Origin of the sequence: Cupriavidus sp. IDO, assembly GCF_000812465.1 — a bacterium.
In the GTDB taxonomy this organism is placed as follows: Bacteria; Pseudomonadota; Gammaproteobacteria; order Burkholderiales; family Burkholderiaceae; genus Cupriavidus.
The window spans coordinates 24,192-49,583 of the sequence record NZ_JWMA01000199.1 but is presented as its reverse complement, the minus strand read 5'-3'; the positions used below and the strand labels follow the sequence as shown (position 1 = coordinate 49,583).

At 65.2% G+C, this 25,392-nt stretch carries 27 protein-coding genes; 12 read left to right on the top strand and 15 right to left on the bottom strand.

Annotated elements, in window-relative coordinates; genetic code table 11:
- Positions 1-56: 56 nt before the first annotated feature.
- Genes paaE through paaA form a run of 5 tightly spaced genes read right to left on the bottom strand, consistent with a single transcriptional unit; the run spans position 57 to position 3,762 of the window.
- Positions 57-1,133: a 1,2-phenylacetyl-CoA epoxidase subunit PaaE gene (paaE, locus tag RM96_RS34870; protein WP_039016326.1), complete on the bottom strand. Its 1,077-nt coding sequence runs from the start codon at positions 1,131-1,133 to the stop codon at positions 57-59.
- A 17-nt stretch (positions 1,134-1,150) separates the two neighbouring features.
- Complete coding sequence (paaD, locus tag RM96_RS34865) at positions 1,151-1,666, bottom strand: 1,2-phenylacetyl-CoA epoxidase subunit PaaD (protein ID WP_039016325.1); 516 nt, start codon at positions 1,664-1,666, stop codon at positions 1,151-1,153.
- A gap of 5 nt (positions 1,667-1,671) precedes the next feature.
- Positions 1,672-2,424, bottom strand: a complete 753-nt coding sequence (gene paaC, locus RM96_RS34860) for a 1,2-phenylacetyl-CoA epoxidase subunit PaaC (RefSeq protein WP_039016324.1) — start codon at positions 2,422-2,424, stop codon at positions 1,672-1,674.
- A 13-nt stretch (positions 2,425-2,437) separates the two neighbouring features.
- On the bottom strand, positions 2,438-2,719 hold the full coding sequence (gene paaB, locus RM96_RS34855) for a 1,2-phenylacetyl-CoA epoxidase subunit PaaB (RefSeq protein WP_039016323.1): 282 nt from the start codon (positions 2,717-2,719) through the stop codon (positions 2,438-2,440).
- A gap of 56 nt (positions 2,720-2,775) precedes the next feature.
- Positions 2,776-3,762 (bottom strand): 1,2-phenylacetyl-CoA epoxidase subunit PaaA, encoded by a 987-nt coding sequence (gene paaA / locus RM96_RS34850; protein ID WP_039016322.1) that lies wholly within the window; start codon positions 3,760-3,762, stop codon positions 2,776-2,778.
- Between the two features lie 130 nt (positions 3,763-3,892).
- On the opposite strand from paaA, the gene paaX reads away from it, so the two are divergent.
- Positions 3,893-4,813, top strand: coding sequence for a phenylacetic acid degradation operon negative regulatory protein PaaX (gene paaX / locus RM96_RS34845; RefSeq protein ID WP_039016321.1), 921 nt, complete (start codon positions 3,893-3,895; stop codon positions 4,811-4,813).
- 188 nt (positions 4,814-5,001) lie between these two features.
- On the opposite strand, the gene boxA is transcribed toward paaX, so the two are convergent.
- From boxA to RM96_RS34825, 4 genes are all read right to left on the bottom strand, one after another.
- Positions 5,002-6,285, bottom strand: a complete 1,284-nt coding sequence (boxA, locus tag RM96_RS34840; RefSeq protein WP_039016320.1) for a benzoyl-CoA 2,3-epoxidase subunit BoxA — start codon at positions 6,283-6,285, stop codon at positions 5,002-5,004.
- Positions 6,286-6,427: 142 nt separating this feature from the next.
- The gene (boxB, locus tag RM96_RS34835) at positions 6,428-7,855 is read right to left on the bottom strand and encodes a benzoyl-CoA 2,3-epoxidase subunit BoxB (RefSeq protein ID WP_039016319.1); all 1,428 of its coding nucleotides are present in this window, start codon (positions 7,853-7,855) and stop codon (positions 6,428-6,430) included.
- 45 nt (positions 7,856-7,900) lie between these two features.
- On the bottom strand, positions 7,901-9,562 hold the full coding sequence (boxC, locus tag RM96_RS34830) for a 2,3-epoxybenzoyl-CoA dihydrolase (RefSeq protein WP_039016318.1): 1,662 nt from the start codon (positions 9,560-9,562) through the stop codon (positions 7,901-7,903).
- 116 nt (positions 9,563-9,678) lie between these two features.
- A complete protein-coding gene (locus tag RM96_RS34825; protein ID WP_039016317.1) occupies positions 9,679-10,650 on the bottom strand; it encodes a helix-turn-helix transcriptional regulator in 972 nt (323 codons plus the stop codon).
- 89 nt (positions 10,651-10,739) lie between these two features.
- On the opposite strand from RM96_RS34825, the gene RM96_RS34820 reads away from it, so the two are divergent.
- From RM96_RS34820 to RM96_RS34805, 4 genes are all read left to right on the top strand, one after another.
- Positions 10,740-11,204 carry a DUF4863 family protein gene (locus RM96_RS34820; protein WP_039016316.1) on the top strand — a complete coding sequence of 155 codons (465 nt, stop codon included), beginning with the start codon at positions 10,740-10,742 and terminating at the stop codon, positions 11,202-11,204.
- 8 nt (positions 11,205-11,212) lie between these two features.
- Positions 11,213-12,757: a 3,4-dehydroadipyl-CoA semialdehyde dehydrogenase gene (locus tag RM96_RS34815; RefSeq protein ID WP_039016315.1), complete on the top strand. Its 1,545-nt coding sequence runs from the start codon at positions 11,213-11,215 to the stop codon at positions 12,755-12,757.
- A gap of 86 nt (positions 12,758-12,843) precedes the next feature.
- A complete protein-coding gene (locus RM96_RS34810) occupies positions 12,844-14,415 on the top strand; it encodes a benzoate-CoA ligase family protein (RefSeq protein WP_039016314.1) in 1,572 nt (523 codons plus the stop codon).
- A gap of 243 nt (positions 14,416-14,658) precedes the next feature.
- Positions 14,659-16,032 (top strand): MFS transporter, encoded by a 1,374-nt coding sequence (locus tag RM96_RS34805; protein WP_039016313.1) that lies wholly within the window; start codon positions 14,659-14,661, stop codon positions 16,030-16,032.
- A gap of 105 nt (positions 16,033-16,137) precedes the next feature.
- Here RM96_RS34805 and RM96_RS34800 read toward each other — a convergent pair whose 3' ends face one another.
- Positions 16,138-16,815 (bottom strand): isochorismatase family protein, encoded by a 678-nt coding sequence (locus RM96_RS34800; protein ID WP_039016312.1) that lies wholly within the window; start codon positions 16,813-16,815, stop codon positions 16,138-16,140.
- 363 nt (positions 16,816-17,178) lie between these two features.
- Between RM96_RS34800 and RM96_RS34795 the strand changes: the two genes are divergently transcribed.
- The 4 genes from RM96_RS34795 (at position 17,179) to RM96_RS34780 (ending at position 19,006) form a co-directional block, all read left to right on the top strand.
- The gene (locus RM96_RS34795; protein WP_039016311.1) at positions 17,179-17,733 is read left to right on the top strand and encodes a YbhB/YbcL family Raf kinase inhibitor-like protein; all 555 of its coding nucleotides are present in this window, start codon (positions 17,179-17,181) and stop codon (positions 17,731-17,733) included.
- 427 nt (positions 17,734-18,160) lie between these two features.
- Positions 18,161-18,424, top strand: coding sequence for a hypothetical protein (locus RM96_RS34790; RefSeq protein WP_039016310.1), 264 nt, complete (start codon positions 18,161-18,163; stop codon positions 18,422-18,424).
- Positions 18,425-18,459: 35 nt separating this feature from the next.
- Positions 18,460-18,681, top strand: a complete 222-nt coding sequence (gene infA / locus RM96_RS34785) for a translation initiation factor IF-1 (protein ID WP_008646230.1) — start codon at positions 18,460-18,462, stop codon at positions 18,679-18,681.
- A gap of 70 nt (positions 18,682-18,751) precedes the next feature.
- A complete protein-coding gene (locus RM96_RS34780; RefSeq protein ID WP_039016309.1) occupies positions 18,752-19,006 on the top strand; it encodes a hypothetical protein in 255 nt (84 codons plus the stop codon).
- A gap of 30 nt (positions 19,007-19,036) precedes the next feature.
- Here RM96_RS34780 and RM96_RS34775 read toward each other — a convergent pair whose 3' ends face one another.
- The 4 genes from RM96_RS34775 to RM96_RS34760 form a co-directional block, all read right to left on the bottom strand.
- Entirely contained in the window at positions 19,037-19,414 is a 378-nt protein-coding gene (locus tag RM96_RS34775) for a hypothetical protein (protein WP_039016308.1), read from the bottom strand.
- 56 nt (positions 19,415-19,470) lie between these two features.
- Positions 19,471-19,785 (bottom strand): hypothetical protein, encoded by a 315-nt coding sequence (locus RM96_RS34770; RefSeq protein WP_039016307.1) that lies wholly within the window; start codon positions 19,783-19,785, stop codon positions 19,471-19,473.
- Positions 19,786-19,866: 81 nt separating this feature from the next.
- Positions 19,867-20,151 carry a hypothetical protein gene (locus tag RM96_RS34765; RefSeq protein WP_039016306.1) on the bottom strand — a complete coding sequence of 95 codons (285 nt, stop codon included), beginning with the start codon at positions 20,149-20,151 and terminating at the stop codon, positions 19,867-19,869.
- Between the two features lie 162 nt (positions 20,152-20,313).
- The gene (locus RM96_RS34760) at positions 20,314-20,517 is read right to left on the bottom strand and encodes a cold-shock protein (RefSeq protein ID WP_010812830.1); all 204 of its coding nucleotides are present in this window, start codon (positions 20,515-20,517) and stop codon (positions 20,314-20,316) included.
- A 329-nt stretch (positions 20,518-20,846) separates the two neighbouring features.
- Here RM96_RS34760 and RM96_RS34755 point away from each other — a divergent pair, with 329 nt between their 5' ends.
- Both RM96_RS34755 and RM96_RS34750 read left to right on the top strand, forming a co-directional pair.
- Positions 20,847-21,074, top strand: coding sequence for a hypothetical protein (locus tag RM96_RS34755; protein WP_039016305.1), 228 nt, complete (start codon positions 20,847-20,849; stop codon positions 21,072-21,074).
- Positions 21,075-21,105: 31 nt separating this feature from the next.
- On the top strand, positions 21,106-21,339 hold the full coding sequence (locus RM96_RS34750) for a hypothetical protein (protein WP_039016304.1): 234 nt from the start codon (positions 21,106-21,108) through the stop codon (positions 21,337-21,339).
- Between the two features lie 123 nt (positions 21,340-21,462).
- Here RM96_RS34750 and RM96_RS34745 read toward each other — a convergent pair whose 3' ends face one another.
- On the bottom strand, positions 21,463-23,700 hold the full coding sequence (locus RM96_RS34745) for an NADP-dependent isocitrate dehydrogenase (protein ID WP_039016303.1): 2,238 nt from the start codon (positions 23,698-23,700) through the stop codon (positions 21,463-21,465).
- A 323-nt stretch (positions 23,701-24,023) separates the two neighbouring features.
- Between RM96_RS34745 and RM96_RS34740 the strand changes: the two genes are divergently transcribed.
- The gene (locus tag RM96_RS34740) at positions 24,024-25,382 is read left to right on the top strand and encodes an esterase-like activity of phytase family protein (protein ID WP_039016302.1); all 1,359 of its coding nucleotides are present in this window, start codon (positions 24,024-24,026) and stop codon (positions 25,380-25,382) included.
- Positions 25,383-25,392: the final 10 nt, after the last annotated feature.

Below are 25,392 nucleotides of genomic sequence, written 5' to 3'. Positions count from 1 at the left end.
CTTGCTCCGGGGGCGATACTGTTTCTGAATTTGCAGGGACGGCTACGGGAAACGCCTCAGGTTTCCTGGTCGAAATCGATCACCAGCTTGTCGCTGACGGCGTAGCTCTGGCAGCTGAGGATGAAGCCGCGCGCGACTTCGTAGTCTTCCAGCGCGAAGTTGACGTCCATGTCCACCTCGCCTTCGATGCGCTTGCAGCGGCAGGTCGAGCAGACGCCACCCTTGCACGAGTAAGGCAGCTCGATGCCCTGCGCCAGCGCGGCGTCCAGCACGGTTTCCTTGTTCTTCTCCAGCGTGAAGGAACGCGTGCGGCCGTCCTGGATCACCGTCACCTCGCACTGCTGCTGGCCGACCTGCTTGTGCGCGTGCGCCGCCGGGCGGGCCGAAGGGATGCTGGTGGCGAACAGCTCGCGCTTGATGCGGGTCTTGTCGACGCCGTGGGCGATCAGCGCCTGCGACACCTCTTCCATCATCGAATGCGGACCGCAGATGAAGGCAACGTCGATGTCCTGCGGCTTCACCCAGTGCTTGAGCAGGGCATTGACCTTTTCGCCATCGATGCGGCCGTTGAACAGGTCGATGTCGAGCTGCTCGCGGCTGAGCACGAACACCAGGTTGAAGCGCTGCAGGTAGGCGTCCTTCAGGTCTTCCAGCTCTTCCTTGAACAGCACGGAAGACGACGCGCGGTTGCCGTAGAACAGCGTGAAGCGGCTGTCCGGCTCGGCGTGCAGAGTAGTCCTGATGATCGAGAGCATCGGTGTGATGCCGCTGCCGGCGGCAAACGCCACGTAGTGCTTCGCGTTGGCGGCGGACAGCGGCACGTGGAAGTGGCCGGACGGCGGCATCACTTCCAGCGTCATGCCGGGCTGCAGCTGTTCGTTGGCCCAGTTGGAGAACAGGCCGCCGTCGACGCGCTTGATCGCGACGCGCAGCTGTTCGTCCTGTACCGCCGCGCAGATCGAGTACGAGCGGCGCACGTCTTCGCCGTCGATGCCGGCGCGCAGCGTCAGGTGCTGGCCCTGCACGTAGCGGTAGGTATCCGCCAGCTCGTCCGGCACGGCGAAGGTCACCGCCACGGCATCGCGGGTCTCGCGCGTGACCGAGGCTACGGTCAGTTCATGGAATTTGCTCATCTCCCCACCTTTCCTTCTCAGTGAGCCTTGAAGTAGTCGAACGGCTCTTTGCAGTCGCCGCAGCGATACAGCGCCTTGCAGGCAGTCGAGCCGAACTGGCTGACCAGCCGCGTGTGCCGCGACCCGCAATGCGGGCAGGCCACCACCAGCGCCGGCGCCGCCTTGCGGCTGATGCCGCTGATATCGATCACCCGCTGGGCCGGCGGCGCGATGCCGTAGCCAGTCAGGCTGGCCTTGCCGCGCGGGGTCATCCAGTCGGTGGTCCAGGCCGGCGCCAGTTGCGTCTGCACCCGCACGGCATCCACGCCATGCGCGGCCAGTGCACTTTCGATGCCCTCGCGAATCACCGTCATGGCCGGGCAGCCTGAATACGTCGGCGTGATGGTGACGACGCAGGCGTCGTCCACCCATGCCACGTCGCGCACGATGCCGAGGTCCACCACCGAAATCACCGGGATCTCGGGATCCGGCACGGTGTCGAGCCAGCTCCAGACCTGCTCGACGGCCGGACGTTCGATCGCTTGCGCAGTCATGGCGCTCACCAGCGGGCGCCCGGATAGGCGCGCTGCAGGAACTGCATTTCGGCCAGCAGGTAGCCGAGGTGCTCGGTATGGCGGCCGTGGCGGCCGCCGCTCTGCGACCAGGTGCCGGCGGGCAGCCGCAGCGTGGCTTCTTCCAGCACTTCGGCCACGTGGCGCTGCCAGGGCGCGGCCAGCGCCTCGGGATCTGGCACGACGCCGTCTTTCACCAGCGCTGCATCGGCTGCGTCGGATTCAAACAGTTCGCCGGTGAACATCCACAGGTCGTCAAAGGCGTCCTGCATGCGGCGGTGGCTCTCCTCCGTGCCGTCGCCCAGGCGCACCACCAGGTCCGCGCTGCGGCGCACGTGGTAGGTCACTTCCTTGAGCGACTTGGCGGCGATCCCGGCGATGCGTGCATCGGTCGAGCGCTGCAGCCCTTCGAGCTGGAAGTAGTGCCAGGTATCGAACAGGAACTGCCGCGCCAGCGTGTCTGCGTAGCTGCCGTTGGGCTGCTCCACCAGCAGCAGGTTGAGGAACTGGTGGGCGTCGCGCAGGTAGGCCAGCTGGTCGGCTGTGCGGCCCGCGCCCTCCAGCTCGGCGGCGTAGCCCAGCCACAGGCGGGTCTGGCCGACCAGGTCGAGCGCGACATTAGTCAGCGCAATATCCTCTTCCAGCGCCGGGCCGCGGCCGCACCATTCCGACAGGCGCTGGCCCAGGACCAGCGTGGAGTCGCCGAGCCGCAGCAGGTATTCGAGCTTGTGGTTGTCCATGATGCGCGCCGTATCAGATGTGCTTGACGGCTTCCGGCATCGGGAAGAACGTCGGGTGCCGGTAGACCTTGCTGTTGGCCGGCTCGAACAGCGGGCCCTTGTCGCCGGGGCTGCTGGCGACCACGTCGCTGGCCTTCACCACCCAGACGCTGACGCCCTCGTTGCGGCGCGTATAGACGTCGCGGGCGTTGTTGATGGCCATTTCGCCGTCGGGCGCGTGCAGGCTGCCCACGTGCTTGTGGGCCAGGCCGTGCTGGCTGCGGATAAAGATCTCCCAAAGCGGCCACTCTTTCATGGCAACCTCCTGTGTGATGCGGGTTCGATGGGTAGCGGCGCCGTACGCCGCGGGAATCAGGCTGCGGCCTGTTGCGCGTGCTTGTCGGCGTGGGTCACCAGGGCGTCGCGGAACCATGCGCCGTCGTCCCAGGCCTTCACGCGCGTGCGCAGGCGGTCGCGGTTGCAGGGGCCGTTGCCCTGGATGACGTTGTAGAACTCGGACCAGTCGATCTCGCCGGAGTCATAGTGGCCGCGTTCCTCGTTCCACTTCAGTTCGGGATCGGGAATGGTCAGGCCCAGGTACTCGGCCTGCGGCACGGTCTGGTCGACCATCTTCTGGCGCAGCTCGTCGTTGGAGAACAGCTTGATGCGCCATTGCATGGACTGCGCGCTGTTGGGCGAATCACCGTCGGACGGGCCGAACATCATCAGCGCCGGCCACCACCAGCGGTTCAGCGCATCCTGCGCCATCTGCTTCTGCTCGGGCGTGCCGTTGCACAGCGCCAGCAGGATGTCGTAGCCCTGGCGCTGGTGGAACGATTCCTCCTTGCACACGCGCACCATGGCGCGGGCATAGGGGCCGAACGAGCAGCGGCACAGCGGCACCTGGTTGATGATGGCCGAGCCGTCCACCAGCCAGCCGATCATGCCGATATCGGCCCAGCTCAGCGTCGGGTAGTTGAAGATGCTCGAATACTTGGCCTTGCCGGTATGCAGGTCGCCCAGCATCTGGTCGCGCGAGACGCCCAGTGTTTCCGCCGCGCTGTACAGGTACAGACCATGCCCGGCTTCGTCCTGGATCTTGGCCAGCAGCACGGCCTTGCGCTCCAGCGTGGGCGCGCGGGTGACCCAGTTGCCTTCGGGCAGCTGGCCCACGATCTCCGAATGGGCGTGTTGCGAGATCTGGCGGACCAGGGTCTTGCGGTACGCCTCGGGCATCCAGTCCTTGGCTTCGATCTTGATGCCGGCGTCCACGCGGGCCTGGAACTCGCGCTCCTGCGGGTCCATCTCTTCCATTGCGCGGAGCCTTGTTGCTCCTGTCTCCACCAGCTGTGCGTACATTCCCTGCTCCACCTGTTTTGGTCGTGATCGACGTCTTGATTTGCGTCAATCTCGTAAGTTGAAATGGATGGTAGTGATACAATTTGATTCAAGCAATCGACGTTTGTGTATCACTTTTGGAGGCCAGCCGATGGCTACCCCAGACCCCGATCCGGTTTCCCCTCGCGTGGCGCGACTGGCACGCGGGCTGAAGCTGGGCGCCAATTCCATGCTGGTGACGCTGTTCGGCGACGTGGTCGCACCCCGGCCTCAGGCGATCTGGCTGGGCAGCCTGATCCGGCTGGCAGCGCCGTTCGGCATCAATGACCGGCTGGTGCGCACCGCCACCTTTCGCCTGACCGCCGACGACTGGCTGGCCGCCACGCGGATCGGGCGGCGCAGCTACTACGGGCTGTCAGAGGCGGGTCTGCAGCGCGTTTTGCACGCCGGCAAGCGCATCTATGCGGGCGAGGCGCCCGAATGGGACGGTCGCTGGACCCTGGTGCTCGCGCGCAGTGACGTGCGCGCCACGATCCGGCAGCGCCTGAAGCGCGAATTGCTGTGGGAGGGGTTCGGTGCGATTGCACCGGGGGTACTGGCACACCCGAATGCCGACCTGGCGTCACTGCGCGAGATCGTGCAGGCGGCACACGCGCAGGAGTATGTGGCGGTGATGGAGGCGCGCAGCCTGGAAGCGTTCTCGCCCCGTCCACTGCAGGCGCTGATGCACCAGACCTTCAGACTGGGCGACGTGGCCGCCGCATGGCAGGCGCTGCTGCGGCGCTTTTCACCGATGGCGGAGGAAGCCGCGCAGCTGGCGCCGGCGGATGCCTTCTTTGTGCGGACACTGCTGGTGCATGAATACCGGCGCGTACTGCTGCGCGATCCCAACCTGCCGGAAGAGTTGCTGCCGCAGGACTGGCCGGGGCGGACGGCGCGGGGGATGTGTAGTGGGATGTATTCGGCGTTGCTGGATGCGAGCGAAGATTATCTGCACGGAGTGATTGAGGTGGCAGATGGCGCGCTGCTGGACGCGAAGCGTGAATTGGACAAGCGCTTTACGCACAGCTGACGCTTCGCAGCCGGCCGGTTTGCTCCCCTCTCCCGCGCGCGGGAGAGGGGCCGGGGGTGAGGGCAGACGTGTGGCAAGCATGATATCGCCTGACTTCGTGGGCGCTCCTGCCCTCTCCCCCACCCCTCTCCCGCAGGCGGGAGAGGGGAGCGATTGCGAGTGACGATAGTGCTAGTCGCGGCGGCGCTTCAGTAAGTCTCCAGATGCAGCCGTCCCTCGCGCTTCAGACCATCAGCCAGCGCCTCCCATGACAGCCCCGCCTGCTGCGCCACGTCGCGCAGCGCCAGCACCACGCCCTCTTCCATGCTCTTGAGTCCGCACACGTAGAAGTGCGTGTCGGGGCTGGCCAGCAGCGCCGCCAGGTCAGCCGCGCGCTCGCGCATCAGGTCCTGCACATAGCGCCTGGGCTGCCCCTGGGTGCGCGAGAACGCCAGGTTGATGTCGATGAAGTCCTTGGGCAGGTTCTGCAGCGGACCGAAGTACGGCAACTCTTCCCGGGTGCGCGCGCCGAAGAACAGCATCAGCTTGCCGCCATCGAACTTGCCGGACTTGCGCAGCCGGCGGCGCCATTCGGTCATGGCGCGCATCGGGGCGCTGCCGGTGCCCGTGCAGATCATCACGATGTTCGAGCGCGGGTGGTTGGGCATCAGGAAGCTGGCGCCAAACGGGCCGATCACTTCGACCTTGTCGCCCACCTGCAGGTCGCACATGTAGTTGGAGGCCACGCCGCGCACGGGGTTGCCCTCGTGGTCTTCCAGCACGCGCTTGATGGTCAGCGACAGGTTGTTGTAGCCCGGCCGCTCGCCGTTGCGCGGGCTGGCAATCGAGTACTGGCGAGCGTGATGCGGCTTGCCGCTGGCATCGGTGCCGGGCGGCACGATGCCAATGGACTGCCCTTCCAGCACCGGGAACGGCGTGACGCCGAAATCGAGCACGATGTGGTGGGTATCGTATTCACGGCCGACTTCCGTCACGCGCACATTGCCGGTGACCGTCGCAGTGATGGTCTTCTGCGCGGATTTCGCGCCATACAGGTTGGTATAGGCATGCGCGGCCGACCACGGCGGCACGGTGGCGCCGTAGCGGGTGCTGTTGAAGACCTCCTCGCCCGTGCCCGCCAGCGGCGATGTGGCGGTGGCCACCTCAGGCGCAGCGGTTTCCATGACAGCGCCCGGCGCCAGGTCAGCCAGTTGCTCCGGCGACAGCTCTTCCGGCAGCGCATCCCAGCTCAGTTGCTCTTCGATGCTGTAGGCGCGAAGGCGCGGCATCGCGCGCCAGTTGTCGATCGAGCCGGTCGGGCACGGGGAAATGCAGGCCATGCACAGGTTGCACTTGTCGGCATCGACCACGTAGTTGCGTGAATCGTGCGTGATCGCTCCTACCGGGCAGGTGGCTTCGCAGGTATTGCAGCGAATGCAGATCTCGGGATCGATCAGGTGCTGCCTGATGACTTGAATTTCTGCCATGTCCATGGCGGTCTCCACAGAATCGGGGGGCTCGGGGTGAGGATCGTTGTTGCAGCGGCGCTTCGTTGCCGCGCCTGCCCTCTCCCCCGGCCCCTCTCCCGCAAGCGGGAGAGGGGAGCAAACAGGGAGCGATTGATAAGCCCGTGGCTCAGTTAAACCGCACGTACTCGAAATCCACCGGCTGGCGGTTGATGCCCATGACCGGCGGCGCGATCCAGTTGGCGAACTTGCCCGGCTCCACCACGCGGCCCATGAGGCTGGCGACGAAGGCGCGGTCGCCATCGCTCGGCAGCCACTGGTCGACGTTGTCGCGCCATTCCATGTCGGAGATCACGCGGCCGTCCGGCGACACCTTCACGCCGGCCAGCGCACCGATATTGCGGTGGAACGCCTTGTGCGGCACCTTCAGGCGGAACGGGATGCCGGCCTTCTCGATGACCTTGTTCCAGCGCTCCACGCCGCCCATGCTGTCCTTGATGTAGTCGTCGCGCAGCACCTCGTTGAGCGCGTTGAGCATCGGCACTTCCTTCTCGGTCAGTTGCCCGCCCTGAGCCTGCAGAATGCGGTAGGTCTGGCCCTTGAGCACGTGGTCGTCCATGCGCTTGCCTTCTTCATAGCGGCCCTTGAGGCCGGTGCTGTAGAAGGTGGCGGCGTTGCTGGACTCATCCGCGCCGAACAGGTCGATGGTCACGCTGTAGTGGAAGTTCAGGTAGCGCTGCAGCGTTGGCAGGTCGATCACGCCGGCCGCGCGCAGCTTCGCCGGATCATCGGTCTTCAGTTCGTTCATCACCTGGCAGGTGCGCTGGATCACGCGCGATACGCCGGACTCGCCCACGAACATGTGGTGGGCTTCTTCGGTCAGCATGAACTTCGTGGTGCGGGCCAGCGGATCGAAGGCGCTTTCAGCGAGCGCGCACAGCTGGAACTTGCCGTCGCGGTCGGTGAAGTAGGTGAACATGAAGAACGACAGCCAGTCGGGCGTCTGCTCGTTGAACGCCTGCAGGATGCGCGGGTTGTCCTGCTGGCCGCTGCGGCGCTCCAGCAGCGCTTCGCCTTCCTCGCGGCCGTCGCGGCCGAAGTACTTGTGCAGCAGGTAGACCATCGCCCACAGGTGGCGGCCCTCTTCCACGTTCACCTGGAACAGGTTGCGCAGGTCGTACATGCTGGGCGCGGTCAGGCCCAGGTGGCGCTGCTGCTCGACCGATGCGGGCTCGGTGTCGCCCTGCGTGACGATGATGCGGCGCAGGTTGGCGCGGTATTCGCCGGGCACGTCCTGCCAGGCGTCCTGGCCCTTGTGGTCGCCGAAATGGATCTTGCGGCTGGCTTCGGCCGGGTTCAGGAAGATGCCCCAGCGGTAGTCCGGCATCCTGACGTGGCCGAAGTGCGCCCAGCCCTGCGGATCCACGCTGATAGCGGTGCGCAGGTAGATGTCATGGGTGTGCGAGCCTTCCGGGCCCATGTCGTTCCACCAGCTCAGGTAGTTGGGCTGCCACTGTTCGAGCGCGCGCTGCAGCGTGCGGTCTTCGCTCAGGTTGACGTTGTTGGGGATCTTGTCGCTGTAGTTGATGCCGGACATGGTGGTCTCCTTGGGGGGACGATTCGAGTTTCGTTTGGCGTCGGATCAGACGCGGTTCCAGTCGAAGGCAGCCTTGTCGCCCTTGCCGTAGACCTTGAGCGCGCCCTTCTCGCCCACGGCGTTGGGGCGCTGGAAGATCCAGTTCTGCCAGGCGGTCAGGCGGCCGAAGATGCGGGTGAACATGTTTTCCTGGCCGTTGAAGCGCAGATTGGCTTCCATGCCGGTCAGCGCATCGGGCGACATCGCCACGCGTTCTTCCAGCGCGATGCGCACTTCGTCGGTCCAGTCGATGTCGTCGGGGTTGGCGGTGACCAGGCCCAGCGCGTAGGCCGCATCGGCATCGAGCGGCTGACCGGCCTTTGCACGCACCGCATCCAGCGCGGGCTGCTCATCGTAGAAGCGCCGTCCCAGCCGGCTCTGGCCGGTGACCATCGGATAGAGGCCGAAATTGACTTCCGCCACGGTGATCTTCGGCGCGCGCGCTTCATCGTCCGGCAGCGCCAGGTGGTAGCTGCGGTCGCAGGCCAGCGCCAGTTCGAGGAAGGTGCCGGCAAAGCAGGAGTCCGGCTCGATCAGCGCGAAGAGGCTGCGCGAGGACACGTCCAGACGGCTCAGCGTGCGGCGCAGCAGGCCGATGGTCTCGCGCACGAGCCAGTGGTTCTTGTGCGCCAGCAGCGTGGCGTCGGTGGCCAGCACCGCGGCGGCATCGCCGTTGGTCTTGATCAGCCAGGTGCCGATATCGAGCTCGTTGGTGCGCATCGACAGAATGGCGTCTTCGAGTTCGCGCGCCAATTGCAGCGGATACCACGAGGCGCCGGCTGCCACGATCTCGTCGATGCTTTGCGGCTGCTTGCCGGTGGGCGCCTTCACCGTGAAGGTGGCGGTGCGGCCGGCGCGGTCGATCTCTACCGTCATGTGCATATAGCGCAGCGCGTCGGCTTCGATGGTGCGCCCGATCGGAGCCAGCGCCACGCCCTTTGCATCGGCCGGGCGGTCGCTCTGCGCGGCCAGCGCCAGCGCGCGCTCCTGCACCTTCTGCGCGAACACGGCGGGCTTGGCGATGTCGTCCACCAGGCGCCATTCCTTGGCACGCTGGCCGCGCACGCCTTCGGTGGTGGTGCAGAAGATATCGGCCAGGTCATGGCGCACGTGGCGCTTGTCGGTCACGCGGGTCAGGCCGCCAGTGCCGGGCAGTACGCCCAGCAGCGGCACTTCCGGCAGGCTGACGGCCGACGAGCGGTCGTCCACCAGGATGATCTCGTCGCAGGCCAGCGCCAGTTCATAGCCGCCGCCGGCGCAGGCGCCGTTGACCGCGGCCAGGAACTTCAGGCCGCTGTGCTTCGAGGAATCCTCCAGGCCGTTGCGGGTTTCATTGGTGAACTTGCAGAAATTCACCTTCCACGCATGGCTGCTCACGCCCAGCATGAAGATATTGGCGCCCGAGCAGAACACCTTGTCCTTGCCGCTGGTGACAACGACGGTGCGCACTTCCGGATGCTCGAAGCGGATGCGGTTGACCGCGTCGTTCAGCTCGATGTCGACGCCAAGGTCGTAGCTGTTCAGCTTGAGCTTGTAGCCGGGGCGCAGGCCCGCGTTCTCGTCGATGTCCACCGCCAGCGTGGCGACAGAGCCCTCGAACTTCAGCTTCAGGTGATGGTATTGGGAGGGGTCGGTCTGATAGTCGACGCGGGGGGCGGTGGCGTTCACGGCGGTGTCTCCTCAGCGAAACTGCACGATAATGCATTGATCGGGGTCTGGTTATACGAACTATAGTTCATCAACCAGACTCGATGCAAGCAGTATTGTGCAGTTTTTTGCTGGGGTCAGGCCGGCATGCGCAGTGCGTTGCGCACGAGCTCCCTTAGCGCCACAAAGGTCGGTTCCAGCGGCTGCGTACTGGTATTCAGCGTAAATTCCGCCTTGGAGTAGAAGGCCGCACGGCCGGACAGAATGTGGCGCAGATCCTCCATGGCCTCCTTGCTGGCCGCCATCGGCCGGAAATCGCCCTGCGCCTGCACCCGGCTCATATGGTCTTCCGGGTCGGCCTGCAGCCAGACGGTGGTGCAGTGGGCCAGCAAGAGATTGAACGTGGCGGGATCGGACACCAGCCCGCCGGGCGTGGCGATCACCGCCTCGGGATAGATCTGGATGGCCTCTTCCAACGCGCGCCGCTCGTAGCGCCGGTACGCATTCATGCCATACAGGCCCTGGATTTCCGAGATGCTGCAGCCGGCGAACTGCTCAATCTCGCGGCTCAGTTCCACGAACGGAAAGCCAAGATCTTCGGCCAGCATCCCGCCCAGCGTGGTCTTGCCCGCGCCGCGCAGCCCCATCAGCGCCACGCGCGGACTGCGCGCGGCCTGCTCCGCGTTCTCGCCGCCGGTGCCCAGCATTTCGCCGACGGCGATGCGCACGCGGCGCAGCGTGGCTTCGTCGCGGTTCTCCAGCAATTCCCGCAACAGGACCCACTCGGGCGACGATGTCGTCACGTCGCCGAGCAGCCCCGCCAGCGAACACTGCAAGGCGCTGGCGATGTGCTGCAGCACCAGGATGGAAGCGTTGCCGCTGCCATATTCCAGGTTGGCCAGGTGCCGCTCCGACACCCCCGCCGCCTGCGCCGTGGCCTTGCGCGTCAGGCCGCGCCGGGAGCGCAGCTCGCGCACACGCTCGCCCAGCGCGACCAGGAACTGGTTCTTTCCGTTGCCCGCGCCATCGGACTCGCCGCGATCACCGGAATCATTATGCAGGTCGGCGTCGAGTGTTAACCCGGGTTCATGCAATATAGTGCTTGACATGATTTCTCGGTGGCCCTATTTTTCATACATGCACAATAATGCATGAAGCCTTGGTTAGCAACCCGGCTGAGCCTAACGGAGCCCCCGATATGTCCCCCACTGAACTTCGCGCCCGGATTGCGCAGCTGACGGCACAGCTCGCCGGCCGGCCCCTGGATGCCGCGCTGGACGCCTGGCTGAATGCCGAACACGGCGTCGGCAGCCCGACTTACCAGAGCCTGAAACTAGCCTGCGAAGCCGGCGTTGCCGAAGGCTGGCTGTGCGACCGCGAAGGCGGCGGCATCCGCTACGGCCGCATCTTCAAGCCCGCCGCCGACCTGCATGGTTTTTCCGTGGACGTGGTGGACATGCAGGACATTGCCGGTCCGCACCATACGCACCCCAATGGCGAGGTCGACCTGATCATGCCGCTCGAAGGCGATGCGCAGTTCGACGGCCGCCCGGCCGGATGGCTGGTCTGCCCGCCGGGCAGCGCCCATCGCCCCACCGTCAGCAACGGCCGCGCGCTGGTGCTCTACCTGCTGCCGGAAGGCCGCATCGACTTCACGCGCTGAGATCCGTCATGACCGAACTGCTTTCCAATTATCTTGGCGGCCAATGGCAGACCGGCAGCGGTGCCGGCACGCCATTGTCCGATCCGGTGCTGGGTGACGAGCTGGTGCGCGTGGACGCCACCGGGCTCGACCTGGCGGCGGGCTTCGCCTTTGCCCGCGAGCAGGGCGGCGCCGCACTGCGCGCGCTGACCTACCGCCAGCGCGCCGCGCTGCTGGCCGAGACCGTCAAGGTCCTGCAAGCCAACCGCGACGCCTATTACGAGATCGCCACCGCCAACAGCGGCACCGTGAAGAACGATTCGGCCGTCGATATCGACGGTGGCATCTTCACGCTGGGCACCTACGCGAAGCTGGGCGACTCGCTCGGCGACCGGCACTACCTGCTCGATGGCGAGGCCGCGCGGCTCGGCAAGGATCCGCTGTTCCAGTCGCAGCACGTGCTGGTGCCCACGCGCGGCGTGGCGCTGTTCATCAACGCCTTCAATTTCCCGAGCTGGGGCTTGTGGGAAAAGGCCGCGCCCGCACTGCTGGCCGGCGTGCCGGTGATCGTCAAACCCGCCACTGCCACCGCATGGCTGACCCAGCGCATGGTGCGCGACGTGGTCGAGGCCCGCATCCTGCCGGCAGGCAGCCTGTCCGTGGTGTGCGGCAGCTCGGCCGGCTTGCTGGACCAGCTTCAGCCGTTCGACGTGGTGTCCTTCACCGGCTCAGCGGAGACGGCGGCGGTCATCCGCTCGCACCCCGCCGTCACGCAACGCTCGGTGCGCGTGAATATCGAGGCGGACAGCATCAACTCGGCGGTTCTGCTGCCGGCGGATGGGCCTGACAGCGCCGCTTTCGAGCTGCTGGTGAAAGAAGTCTTGCGCGAGATGACGGTCAAGTCGGGCCAGAAATGTACGGCGATCCGGCGCGTATTCGTGCCCGAGGCGATGTACGGGCAGGCCGCAGAGGCAATCGAGGCGCGGCTGTCGAAAGTGACCGTCGGCAATCCGCGCAACGACGCCGTGCGCATGGGCGCGCTGGTCAGCCGCGCGCAGCTCAGGGCAGTGCGTGACGGTCTCGCGGAACTGCGCGCGCATGCGCAGGTGCTGCATGAGGGCGCGCAGCAAGCGCTGGTGGATGCCGATCCTGCGGTGTCCTGCTGCATCGGCCCCACCCTGCTCGGCGCCCGCGATGCGGATAGCGCGAACGTAGTGCATGACACCGAAGTCTTCGGCCCGGTGGCCACGCTGATGCCGTACCGCGATACCACGCATGCACTGGCGCTGGTGCGCCGGGGCCAGGGCTCCCTGGTGGCATCGCTCTATGGCAGCGACGCCGGCGCACTGGGCGCTGCCGCGGTGGAGCTGGCCGACAGCCATGGCCGCGTGCACGTGATCTCACCCGACGTAGCGCAGCTGCACACCGGCCACGGCAACGTCATGCCGCAATCGCTGCACGGCGGCCCGGGCCGCGCGGGCGGCGGCGAGGAACTGGGCGGCTTGCGCGCCCTGCACTTCTATCACCGGCGCAGCGCGATCCAGGCCAGCACCGGGGTCCTGGCCACGCTCTGACCCGCGCCAGATCAGCGCCGGACCTGCGCCGCCACGACCGCTGGCGGCGCGCCATCACACCGTACATCAGAAACGGGGAGACACCCATGACAGCCGATACGCCAGTCCAGCCACCGGGGACGCCGTTCAACTTCGCCGCCCACCTGATCACGCGCAATGCGGCGCGCGCCGGCAAGGTCGCCTATATCGATGACGACGGACAACTCGCCTATGGAGAACTGGCGCAGCAGGTGCGCCGCGTGGCCGCCGCGCTGCTCGGCGCAGGCATCCGCCGCGAAGAGCGCGTACTGCTGCTGATGCACGACTGCACCGACTGGCCGGTGTGTTTCCTCGGCGCGATGTATGCGGGCATCGTGCCCGTCGCCGTCAATACGCTGCTCACGGCCGGCGACTACGCCTATATGCTGCAGCACAGCCGCGCGCAGGCCGTGCTGGTGTCGGCTGCGCTGCTGCCGGTCTTGCAGGACGCGCTGGCACAGCCGGGACATGAGGTGCGCAAGGTGTTCGTGTCGCGGCCAAAGGAAGCGCTGCCCGAAGGCATTGTGGCGCTGGATGAGGCGCTTGCCAGCCACACGCCACTGGAAGAGCCCGCCGCCACCAGCCCCGACGATCCCGGCTTCTGGCTTTATTCATCAGGCTCCACGGGACAGCCCAAAGGCGTGGTGCACAGCCATGGCAACCCATACTGGACGGCCGGCCTGTATGCGGGCCCGGTGCTGGGCCTGGACGAGCAGGACATCTGCTTCTCGGCCGCCAAGCTGTACTTTGCCTACGGGCTGGGCAACAGCCTTGGCTTTCCGCTCAGCGTCGGCGCAACGGTCGTGCTGATGGCGGAGCGGCCCACGCCCGAGGCAACGTTCCGCCGCTGGCTCGAACACAGGCCCACGGTGTTCTTCGGCGCGCCGACGGGATACGCCGGCATGCTCGCCTCCTCCGCCCTGCCCGCGCGTGCCGATGTCGCGCTGCGCCTGTGCTCGTCGGCCGGTGAAGCACTCCCCGCCGACATTGGCCAACGCTTCACCGCGCATTTCGGCTGCGAGATCATCGACGGCATCGGCTCCACCGAGATGCTGCATATCTTCCTCTCCAACCGCCCCGGACAGGTGCGCTACGGCACCACCGGCTGGCCGGTGCCGGGCTATGCGATCGAACTGCGCGACGAGGAAGGCCACGCCGTTCCCGATGGCGAGATCGGCGACCTCTATATCCAGGGGCCGAGCGCCGCCATGATGTACTGGGCCGACCGCGAGAAATCGCGCGAGACCTTTCGCGGCGGCTGGACCAAGAGCGGCGACAAGTACCAGCGCAATCCCGACGGCACCTACAGCTACGCGGGCCGCAGCGACGACATGCTCAAGGTCAGCGGCATCTACGTGTCGCCGTTCGAGGTGGAAGCCACGCTGGTGCAGCACCCTGCCGTGCTCGAAGCCGCCGTCATCGGCGTGCCCGATCACGAGGGCCTGGTCAAGACCAAGGCCTTTGTCGTGCTCAAGGCGGGCACGCAGGTGGGCGACGGCGAACTCAAGGCCTTCATCAAGGAGCGGCTCGCGGCCTACAAGTATCCGCGCGCGATCGAGTTCGTCGAGTCGCTGCCCAAGACGGCGACCGGCAAGATCCAGCGCTTCATCCTGCGCGAACGCGAGATGGCGGCGACCTGACGCCTGCCTGAAGCAACACCAACAAAACCGCTGAGAGCCGGCCCCCTCTCCCGCTTGCGGGAGAGGGCTGGGGAGAGGGCCGGCATTTGCAGGAGCAGTGAACTGTGTTCTTCCAATGCACCGGCTAGCGGAAATGGAACGCATCTCGCGATGGCAGGCGCCTGCCCTCTCCCCCGGCCCCTCTCCCGCAAGCGGGAGAGGGGCGCAAACAAATTTCAGCATGCAATCACCCGGAGACAAACCATGCGTCAGATCGATGTACACAAGCTGGCCGACGAGGCCAGGTTCAATCGCTTCCACGGGCTCGTGCTGCTCTGGTGCGCGCTGATCATCATCTTCGACGGCTACGACCTAGCCGTGGCAGGCATCGCACTGCCCTCGATCATGAAGGCGATGGGCGTGAATCCCACCAGCGCCGGCTTTATGGTCAGCTCGGCCCTGTTCGGCATGATGTTCGGCGCCATCTTCCTGGGCACCGTGGCAGACCGCATCGGCCGGCGCCGCGCCATTGCCATCTGCATCCTGCTGTTCAGCGTCTTCACCGCGGTGGCGGGCTTCACCAGCGATCCGGTGCTGTTCAGTATCACGCGCTTTCTCGCCGGTCTCGGCATCGGTGGCGTGATGCCCAACGTAGTGGCGCAGATGACCGAATACTCGCCGCGCAAGCTGCGCGGGACGCTGGTCACGCTGATGTTCAGCGGCTATTCGGTGGGCGGCATGCTCGCCGCGCTGCTGGGCAAGGGCCTGATCGAAAGCTATGGCTGGCAGTCGGTGTTCATCGCCGCCGGCCTGCCGGTGCTGCTGGTTCCGCTGGTGCTGAAGTCGTTGCCGGAGTCGATGCCATACCTGATCCGCACCGGGCAGACCGCCAGGCTGCAGGCGATTGCCGCGCGCCTCGAGCCGGCCTACCAGCCGCAGGCCGGCGACAGCTTCAGCCTCCCCGCCGACGACAAGGCCGGCAGCGCGCCGATCCGCAAGCTGTTCCAGGACGGCCGCGGTTTCAGCACGCTGATGTTCTGGGTGGCGTTCTTCATGTGCCTGTTCATGGTCTACGCGCTGAGCTCTTGGCTGGCCAAGCTGATGGCCGGGGCCGGCTACAGCCTGGGCTCGGCGCTGACCTTCGTGCTGGTGCTGAACTTCGGCGCCATGATCGGCGCGATCGGCGGCGGCTGGCTGGCCGACCGGCTGCCGATCAAGTATGTGCTGATCGGCATGTATGGGTTGGCGGCGGTGTCGATCACGCTGCTGGGGTATCCGATGCCGACCGGCGCGCTGTTCGTCACCGTCGGACTGGCCGGCGCCTCGACCATCGGCACGCAGATCGTGACGTATGCCTATGCCGGACAGTTCTATCCGATGGCGGTGCGCGCCACCGGCATCGGCTGGGCATCGGGCGTGGGGCGCAGCGGTGCGATCCTGGCGCCGATCGTGATCGGCGCGCTGGTGGGGATGGCATTGCCGCTGCAGCAGAACTTCCTGGCGATTGCCATTCCGGCAGTCATCGCAATGATTGCGGTGGGGCTGATCGATCATCGGCGCGCAGCATCGGCCGATGAAGGTGCCGCGGCTGCCGCCCGGGCAGTTCCGGCTGGAGCGCCGGCTGCGACGAAGGCCTGAGGCAAGCCGGCCGGACAGGCGCTGCCTCGCACTGGCAGACCGTTATGCGAAAGCGCGTCCGGCCCCCCCCCGGGAGCCGTGGGCACGAACGCGCCTTGTCACCTCTTACCGTTGCGAGTCGAGGACTTCGTGGTTCTTCTGGACGTCCTGCGCCTTCAGGTAGCTCTCGATCAGCAGTTGGTAGGCAGGGAAGATCTTGGTGTAGACCTCGGCCCACTGCTGCGCGTCCGGACGGTTCCAGGTCTGCTGCAGTTCCGACGCCACGGCGGCCGTATCCATCGGCACGACACCGGCCTGGACCACGCGTGCCAGCGTGATTTCCTGCGCCATCTTGGAATAGGTGCCCGAGGCATCGACGACGGCAAAGACCTTGTAGCCGTCGGCAACCGCGCTGATCGCCGGGAATGCCATGCAGACGCTGGTGATGGTGCCGGCGATGATCAGCGTCTTGCGGCCGGTTTCCTTCACGGCGGCGACAAAGTCGGGGTTGTCCCACGCATTGATCTCGCCCTTGCGCGCCACGTATTTTGCGTGCGGCGCATTCTCGTGGATTTCCGGGATCAGCGGGCCGTTGGGGCCTTGCGGCACTGACGCCGTCGTGATGACGGGCAGCTTGCACAGCGTGGCCATCTTCGCCAGCGCCGCGGCATGTGCGCGCAATTCCGGCATGGGCATATCGCCGACGGTCTGGAACAGGCCGCTCTGGTGATCGATCAGCAGCATCGCGGTATCGGCCGGGTCCAGCACGGGTCGCTTGCCGTTGAAGTTTGCGGGAGTGGTCATTGCGGTTCTCCTGAATGGATATCTGCGGATATGGTGCGGTCAGGCATCGGTTGCTTGCCGGCGCCTTGCAAAATGCCTGCCGGTACGGAAACCGGGTAGCTTCTGAAGCCCCGTAGGCGACCTGTTCGCCGGGCGCCACGGCTGGCGAGCGGGTCGTGTGGGGAAAGCATAGGTGCTGGCAATCCGCGCCGGTAGCCATGGAAATTCGGCCTCAGCGTCCTACTGACAGGACGACGGAAGCGCCTGGCCGAGGGACGGCCGGGACGATTGCTGCGACGCAAGAAGCAACGGCGCGAGATTGGTTCTACCTTAGTGGGGACCGTATCTGTCTACGGCTGCATCCGATCACTTCCAGGAGATGCCATGACCTCCACGAACGTACTGCTTGCCTCAACCTTCGCCGCACTGTGCCTGGCCGGCCCCGCCAACGCCCAGACCGCTGCCATGACCGTGTCGTCCAGCTCGTTCACCGAAAACGGCGTCATTCCCCCGGAGCACGGTGGCAGCGAACCCGGCTGCGGCGGCAAGGGCATGGCGCCGCAGGTATCGTGGTCGCACCTGCCAGCGGGCACGAAGTCCGTGGCGGTGCTGATGTTCGACCCGGACGGCGCGAAGGGGCTGGGCGTGTCGCACTGGGTCGCCTACAACATTGCCGCGGAGCGCGGCCAGCTGAAGCAGGGAGAAGGCCAGACCGACGGCCACGGCGCCACCGTGGGCAAGAACATCTCCGGCGGCACGGCCTATCGCGGGCCCTGCCCACCCGTGGGCGAAGCGCCGCATCACTACATCCTGACCGTGGTGGCAACCGATCTGGCGCCGTCCGCGCTGCCTCCGGGCCTCACGCGGGATGATCTGCTTGCCGCGCTGAAGGGCCACGCCATTGCCGGCCAGAGCATTGTCGGGCGATATGCCCGCTGAAGTCGGCTACGGGGCGCGCGGCACATGAGGCGCCGGCGCCCCTTCTGCAGCCGATCGTCAAAGGTGGTATGATTCGCCTTTCCTGCCATTCGTCGGCATCCGTCGACGCCAAGGCACCGGCCGCCAGACATCAACAGTAGAACAGCACCAGCGGCCCGTCGGGCGTACACCCGACTCTTTCAGGGCGACTTTCGCCCACCACCCGATCCCGACCGGCGGCATGTCCGCTCCGCAACGACTGCGCATGTACCTGACGCGTCGGCTTGCGCAAGCACGGTCCATCTCACACCAGTTTTTCCGCCTGCGCCACTGCGTCGGCCGCGACACTGGCATCCGCAATGGCGACCGGTCGCCAGGCAAGCGCGCCGCACCCTGAATGGTGCGCGCGGCGCCGCCCGCGACCGCGCGCCCCTGAACAGGCTTTCATTTGAATCACAGCATCACTCCGTTCACCGTTTCGGTGTACCCCATCCAGCAAGAACCGGGCATCTGGTTCGCGAACTACATGATCGCCGAGTACCGCAACGGCGCCGAACGCATCGTTGCCAACGTCTCGATGCGGCATGCCACGCACCGCTCCGAAGCCAAGGCCAAACAGGCCGCCCGGCGCGCCGGCGAAAGCGCCGCTGCCCGCATGCGCACGCAGCAGTCCCCTCATCGGCTGGCACAGCCGTCTCAACAGCCCGCGTAAGCATCGCGGCAAGGAACCCAACCTAAGGAGCATCCTTGGCTAAAGAAGAACTGGTGGAATTTGGCGGCAAGGTCTCGGAAGTCCTCCCTGACAACCGCTTCCGCGTCATCCTGGAAAACGGCTTTGAGGTCTGGGCTTATTCGTCGGGACGGCTGAAGAAGAATCGCATCCGCGTGCTTGCGGGTGACCGCGTCACGCTCGAAATGTCGCCGTACGACCTGACGAAGGGGCGCATCAACTATCGCCACAAGTCCTGACCGGCGGCAGCGTGGTCCGGAACGGGCCACGCTCAACTACTCACCCCGTCTACATGAAGGAGAGGAAATTATGTCGATCAGCGAAGAATGGGAAGAACTGCACCTGACCCCGGCCGGCTGGATCGCCGGCAGCTACCGGCATACGCCGTGGCCGGTGGTTGACGTGGCGCCGCCCGCCGCGGGCGTGCTGACGGTGAAACGCCATGTGACCGCCACCTATTGCGGTCCGTCGCGCGCCGTTGAAGACCGCACGCCGCAGACGCATGACATGGCGTTGATTGAAGCGCTGCTGTCGCGCTATGGCAGCCCGGAATTCAGCATCTAGCCATCAAAGGTCCGGCACCGGGCCTCGTGCTCAGCTCTGGAAGCGCTGCTGCCGTGGGCGGTTCGCGCGAACGCCGGCACCGACCGGCTTGAGCTCGCCCTGCCAGGGCTCGGCATCCGGATCCAGCACGTAGTCGCCCTCGCGGGCCTTGTCGTAGAGATGGTCGCGGACCGCCTGTCCGATCGCCAGACGACATAGCGCCTCGGAACTCGAGGCGAGCGCCCCCTGCAGCGAGCCCGCATCGGTCAGCACCCCGAACGAACGCCTTCCGTCACCGACAAAGCTGGTGAAGAGCACCCCCGCGGGGTGGCTTGCATCGAGAAAACTGACCGCGACGTGATAGGCAATATCCTTGCCCTGACCCGGTAGTGTGCAGAGGAAACTGGATGACGCAGCAACGTTGTTCATGCATGGACTCCTGAGGGGCAGCAGGATGGGATGCCGGGATCAACCGGCAATCCCGGCTAGAGCGATACCACAGACTCGCCCGCTACCAGCCCGTTGATGATGTCCTCGCCGAATTTCACTGCGCCGCGGCGAGCGGTACCGATGTTTTCCCACAGCGTGTTTTCCAGGCGATACACGCGTGTGCGCTCGCTGCCGGGGCGATATCCTTCGCGGCAGATGACAACCGATGCATTAAAACTGCCATCCGGTTTTACGCGCGGCCAGGACTGAACGGGCTGATGCTTGTAGACCAGCGGATAGAGGTCAAACCCCTTGTAGCTGGCGAAAGGCGCATTGCCGCTACCACTGATACCAAGATTGGCATTACTCATGTTTGCTCCATGCGGCTTCGCGCCGCTGTTGCCCTGCTCCCTTGCGGGATTCACTGAGAATGCCGGTGGCTGCGATGACGCTCAGAGTGACAAGACTGACTGGCCCGGAACTGCGCCGTTGATAATATCTTCCGCATAGCGAAGCACACCACGGCGTGCCGCCCCGACATTATCCCAGGGCGTTGCATCGAGACGGAACGTGCGTGCCTGCTCGCCTTCGGGCAGTCCGCCTTCCCGGCAGATGACCACTGCGGCATCGAAGGACCGGTCGGGCCTGCGTTCGGGCCAGACGCGCGCCACGTCATGCTTGAAGACCAGAGGGTAGAGGTCATACCCTTTATAAGTGGCAGTCGGATAGTTATCCATGGCAGCCTCCGCAGTTGTATTGCTATTGCCCCACTCTACTCCTCTTGTGGGACCCGGAGTGCCTTTATTTCACCATGGCGAATAACCACGCGGATAACCATTCGACGGCGAAAAAAAAGCTCCGCTTGGCGGAGCTTTTTTATCCGACTTGCGCCGGGAGGATCAGATCGGCTCGATCTTGGTCGCTGCCGGGCCCTTTTGGCCGACGCCAGCAACGTAACGAACCTTCTGGCCTTCTTGCAGCGACTTGAAGCCGTTGCCTTGAATTTCGGAGAAGTGCGCGAAGAGGTCGTTGCCGCCTGCATCAGGCGTAATGAAGCCAAAACCCTTCGAATCGTTGAACCACTTGACGGTACCGGTTTCCATGTATGGATTCCTCAAAAAGTATTCTCGCCGGACAAAAGCGCCGGCAAGGCATGACGATCAAGGAAGGAACAAGGAGAAAAAGTGGCGCCGTGTGGGCAAGCACCTAGTACTTCGAGGTTGCTCTTTGATAGATCCTGCACTGATCGTTATACAGGTGCCCCTCCCCAGTGTCAACGAACATCGCCGAATCGTGCGAAAAAGTGCGGGTTGCGGGTCTCCGCACCTGGCCGTTGATGACATACGCGCGCATCCACGCGCTTGTTTGCCCGGCGATCCTTTTTGCACGTGTCCGCGTGCTACAGTTGGCCACCTACTGTACGGAATACGGCATGACACTCTGCCCTGCTTGCCAGGCCATCGAACTCCACAAACTCGGTTCACCCGGGCACGCTGCGCTGCGCATCACCGATACCCAGCGCATCAAGCCGCCCGGATCGGCGGCAATCACCATCAGCACCTTCGTGTGCCACACCTGCGGGACGCTCTGGACGTATCGCGACCAGAAGGAAGGCCCGGAGCAAGGCTGGCAATTTCTGCTGGAAGGGCAACGGCCTTAGTCCACTGCCTGCACACGCGCGAGGAGAGAACATGAAGCGAGACAGGCTGCTGGTAGAGCGGATACTTTCGACACTGCGCGCCGACAGCCAGGCGTCGATGACGGACATACAGCTCAGCAAGGCGCTCGGCAACGTGGACGCCTCCAGGCTTTCCCACCATCTGCTGCTCCTGCAGGATCACGGCCTGGTGGAGAAGACGCCGAACATGTCCTGGCGCCTGACGTGGAATGGCCATGACCGCGCTGACGGCGCGGCGACGGCATAGGCGCGGCAAACACAGCCTGCAGACGTGACTGAGGCCCACCGGCCCGGTCGGAAAACCAGGCGGGCGGGCCTCAGCAACAATCAAGAACGGCACCGCCCCCGACTGCGAGGGCAGTAGCGGGCGTCAGGCGTGCGCAGCCGCCAGCGCCGCGTTCAGCGTCTTGCTCGGGCGCATCACGGCATTCAGCTTCTCGGCCTCCGGCAGGTAGTAGCCGCCGATATCCGCCGGCTTGCCCTGCACGTCGGACAACTCGCCAACAATGGTCTTCTCGTTCTCGGTCAGCTTCTTGGCCAGCGGTGCGAAGTGCGCGGCCAGGGCTGCGTCTTCGGTCTGCGCGGCCAGTTCCTGAGCCCAGTACATGGCCAGGTAGAACTGGCTGCCGCGGTTGTCGAGCTGGCCGGTCTTGGGCGACGGGCTCTTGTTGTTGTCGAGCAGCTTGCCGGTGGCGGCATCGAGCGTCTTGGCCAGGATCTTGGCCTTGGCGTTGTCGGTCTTGATGCCCATGTCTTCCAGCGACACCGCCAGCGCCAGGAACTCACCGAGCGAATCCCAGCGCAGGTGGTTCTCTTCCACCAGTTGCTTGACATGCTTCGGCGCCGAGCCGCCCGCGCCGGTTTCGTACATGCCGCCGCCGGCCATCAGCGGAACGATCGACAGCATCTTGGCGCTGGTGCCCAGCTCCATGATCGGGAACAGGTCGGTCAGGTAGTCGCGCAGGATGTTGCCGGTCACCGAGATGGTGTCCAGGCCGCGGATCACGCGTTCCAGCGTGTAGCGCATGGCGCGCACCTGCGACATGATCTGGATGTCCAGGCCCTTGGTGTCGTAGTCCTTGAGGTAGGTCTCGACCTTCTTGATCAGCTCGGCTTCGTGCGGACGGTACGGGTCCAGCCAGAACACGGCCGGCATGCCGGAGTTGCGCGCGCGGGTAACGGCCAGCTTGACCCAGTCGCGGATCGGCGCGTCCTTGACCTGGCACATGCGCCAGATGTCGCCCTCTTCCACGTTCTGCGTCAGCAGCACTTCACCGGTAGTCAGGTCGACGATATTGGCCACGCCGGCTTCGGTGATCTCGAAGGTCTTGTCGTGCGAGCCGTATTCCTCGGCCTTCTGCGCCATCAGGCCCACGTTCGGCACCGTGCCCATGGTGGTCGGGTCGAAGTTGCCGTTGGTCTTGCAGAAGTTGATGATCTCCTGGTAGATGCGCGCGAACGTACTCTCCGGGATCACGGCCTTGGTGTCCTTCGGACGGCCGTCGGCACCCCACATCTTGCCGCCGATGCGGATCATGGCCGGCATCGAGGCGTCCACGATCACGTCGTTCGGCGCGTGCAGGTTGGAGATGCCCTTGGCCGAATCGACCATCGCCAGTTCCGGACGATGCTCGTGGCAGGCGTGCAGGTCGCGGATGATTTCTTCGCGCTTGGAGCTCGGCAGGGTTTCCAGCTTCTCGTACAGGTTGACCAGGCCGTTATTGACGTTCACGCCCAGTTCGTCGAACAGCGCGCCGTGCTTGGCGAAGGCTTCCTTGTAGAAGATCTTCACGGCGTGGCCGAACACGATCGGGTGCGAGACCTTCATCATGGTGGCCTTGACGTGCAGCGACAGCATCACACCGGTCTTGCGCGCATCTTCGAACTGCTCTTCGTAGAAGTCGCACAGCGCCTTCTTGCTCATGAACATGCTGTCGATGATCTCGCCGTCCAGCAGGGAGACCTTCGGCTTGAGGACGATGGTCTTGCCGCTCCTGGTGACCAGTTCCATCTTGACGTCGCGTGCGCGGTCCAGCGTCATCGACTTTTCGCCGTGGTAGAAGTCGCCGTGCTTCATGTGCGCCACGTGGGTGCGCGAGGCCATGCTCCACTCACCCATGCTGTGCGGGTTCTTGCGGGCGTAGTTCTTGACGGCGGCCGGCGCGCGGCGGTCCGAGTTGCCTTCGCGCAGGACCGGATTCACGGCACTGCCCAGGCATTTGGAATAGCGCTTCTGGATGGCCTTCTCTTCGTCGGTCTTCGGGTCTTCCGGATAGTCCGGCACCTTGTAGCCCTTGGCCTGCAGTTCCTTGATCGCGCTGACCAGCTGGTGCACCGAGGCGCTGATGTTGGGCAGCTTGATGATGTTGGTGTCCGGCAGCAGCGTCAGGCGGCCCAGTTCGGCCAGGTTGTCCGGCACGCGCTGTTCTTCGGTCAGGAATTCGGGGAATTCGCCCAGGATACGGCCCGCCACCGAGATATCGCTGGTCTCGACGTTGATGCCCGCGGGCGAGGTAAAGGTTCGGATGATCGGCAGGAAGGCACTGGTCGCCAGCAGCGGAGCTTCGTCGGTCAGCGTGTAGATGATGGTGGGTTGCTGGGTACTCATTGCTTCTCTCTGATCCTCGAACGGGTGGGGGGATAAGCGCCGGCCGGGTCGCAGCGCGACGCTAAAGGTGGAATTTTGCCTGATTTTGCTTTCAGGAATCTGAAAGCCATGGCATTTGCGCGGCAATCGGGCAAAAAAATCCACTTTGCCGTCGCTTGCCCGGCCTGCCGTTCGCTGATCGCACCGCAAACTGGCTTTCGCGCGGGTGCATGGCACGCCCGCGCCCGGCACGCCATGCGGCCTCCGAATCACAGTACTGTCAAACTTCGCGGCCAGAATGCCCGTTTTGTCCTCTTCATCGACACCGCGAAGGAACCCGACCAATGTCTCGACATTTCCTGCTGGCCGCGACCGCCGCACTGGGCTGCCTGGGCACGATGCCCTCATGGACGCTCGCGCAGACCGCCTACCCGGCCACCCTGGCGGGCCACGCCGTGCTGCCGGCCCAGACCATGCTGGCCGTGCCGAAAGACGCGCCGGCTGATCTGCAGATCAGCGGCAAGTTCACCACCGCGCAGCGCGTGGAGGCTCCGGGCAGCGTCGAAGGCAAGTCCAACGGCCGCCCGACCGGCGTATCGCTGCCCTTCCGCGGCCAGCCCGCGCAAGGCCATTCCGGCATCAAGCGCATGCCGGACGGCAGCTTCTGGATCCTCACCGACAACGGCGCCGGCGCCAAGGCGAACTCGCCGGACTTCATGCTGTACCTGAACCACTACAAAGTGGACTTCGGCAGCGGCCGCTTCCAGCGGCTGCGCACCATCTTCCTGCACGACCCGGACAAGAAGGTGCCGTTCCGCATCGTCCACGAAGGCACCAGGACACGCTACCTGACCGGCTCCGACTTCGATACCGAGAGCTTCCAGTTTGCCGGCGGCGCAATCTGGATCGGCGACGAGTTCGGGCCGTTCCTGATCAAGGCGGACATGAACGGCAAGGTACTGGCGGTATTCGATACGAAGGTCGACGGCAAGGTGGTGCGTTCGCCCGACCATCCTGCGATCACCACCCCGGGCGCTCCCGATGGCAGCGTGAAATTCCAGGTGCGGCGCTCGAAGGGCTTCGAGGGCATGGCGTCGTCGCCAGACGGCAGCAAGCTCTATGCGCTGCTGGAAGGCGCGCTGTGGGACGAGGCCTCACGCACTTATGAGACCGAAGGCGGCAAGCCCTACCTGCGCGTGCTGGAGTTCGACGTGAAGCAGGAAACCTGGACCGGCCGGCATTGGAAATACGTGCTCGAAGCCGGCCACCACGCGATCGGCGACTTCAACATGATCGATGGCACCACCGGCCTGATCATCGAGCGCGACAATGGGGAAGGCACGCCCGACAAGGCCTGCCCGGCCAGCCAGAAGCGGCCCGACTGCTTTGACGATGTGGCGAAGTTCAAGCGCGTCTACAAGGTCGAGCTGACCGATGCCAACGCCGGCGCGCCGCTGCGCAAGATCGGCTACATCGACCTGCTGCGCATTGCCGACCCCGGCCATCTGGCACGCAAGCCGCTGACCGATGGCGTGCTCGCGTTTCCGTTCTTCACCATCGAGAACGTAGACGTGGTTGATGCCACCCATATCGTAGTCGGCAACGACAACAACCTGCCGTTCTCGAGCAGCCGCGAGCCGAACCGCGCGGATGACAATGAGCTGGTGTTGCTGGAGGTGGGGGAGTTTTTGAAGGCGCGGTGAGCGTCCCGCC